The following is a 917-nucleotide window of genomic DNA, read 5'->3' on the forward strand; positions in this document are numbered from 1 at the left end:
TGACCTCTTTTCATCCTCGGGCGACTTCGTAGTTCTGCAGAACGGCGATGGCCTTGCACAGGTGCCCAGTCTTGAGGGGGCAGCAGCGGAGCTTCCGCAGGATGCGCCAGGTCTTGAGCTGGGCGTTCGCGCGCTCGCCCGGACCGCGAAGACGGGCGTGTGATCGGTTGGCCCTTTTCTGGGACTCGGGCTTGTTCTTGCCCTTGTAGGGAGTGATGACCGGACCTTCGGCACCCTGGTAGCCCTTGTCCGCCAAGACGATGATCCCGGCCCACTCCAGTTTCCTCAGGATGCCCCAGATCCGGGCGGCGCTCAGGTCGTGCGTCTTGCCCGGCAGCGCGCCCGAGGTCCACAGGATCGTGCCGTTCGGTGAGGCGATGACCTGGACGTTCATCCCGTGCACGCGATGCTTGCCGGAGAAGTACGGCCGGTCGGCATTGATCCGGTCGGTGCGGATCAGCGTGCCGTCCAGCACCAGGTAGTGCAGTCCGTCCCGCTTGGCCTTCTGCAATGCCTGCCCGAGCTTGGGCGAGCGCGCCGACAGCAGCATCACCGTCTCCTCCACATACCGCCACGCGGTCGCCGTCGACACGCCGAAACCGGCTCCGAGTTCGTCGAACGTCTCGCCCTTGCGCAGGTAGACCAGCACCAGCAGAGCCTGCTGGCCAGGGTTCAGCAGCCGCCAGGCCGACCCGATCGCCTTGCGGCGTCGGCGGATCAGCCCGGCCACGTAGTTCAGCGTTGAACGCGACAAATCGACGGCAGCGCGATAGAACAGCACCCAGAGCTCCTGGTGTGACGGTGAGGATTGTGGTGATCAACCCGTCTACCAGGGGCTCTGCTACGTCATCAGGCGAACACCGGACCCGCGATCATGCCGTGATCAGCACCCGCCGCCGGAGGATGAAAAGGGGTCA

Annotated in this window: 1 protein-coding gene; it reads right to left on the bottom strand. The window is 65.1% G+C overall.

Annotated features, from left to right (window positions below; translation table 11 throughout):
- Positions 1–10 precede the first annotated feature (10 nt).
- Complete coding sequence (locus tag ABFX50_RS50720) at positions 11–781, bottom strand: transposase family protein (protein ID WP_346158498.1); 771 nt, start codon at positions 779–781, stop codon at positions 11–13.
- Positions 782–917 lie beyond the last annotated feature (136 nt).

The organism is Nonomuraea recticatena, from assembly GCF_039533245.1.
Classification (GTDB): domain Bacteria; phylum Actinomycetota; class Actinomycetes; order Streptosporangiales; family Streptosporangiaceae; genus Nonomuraea; species Nonomuraea roseola.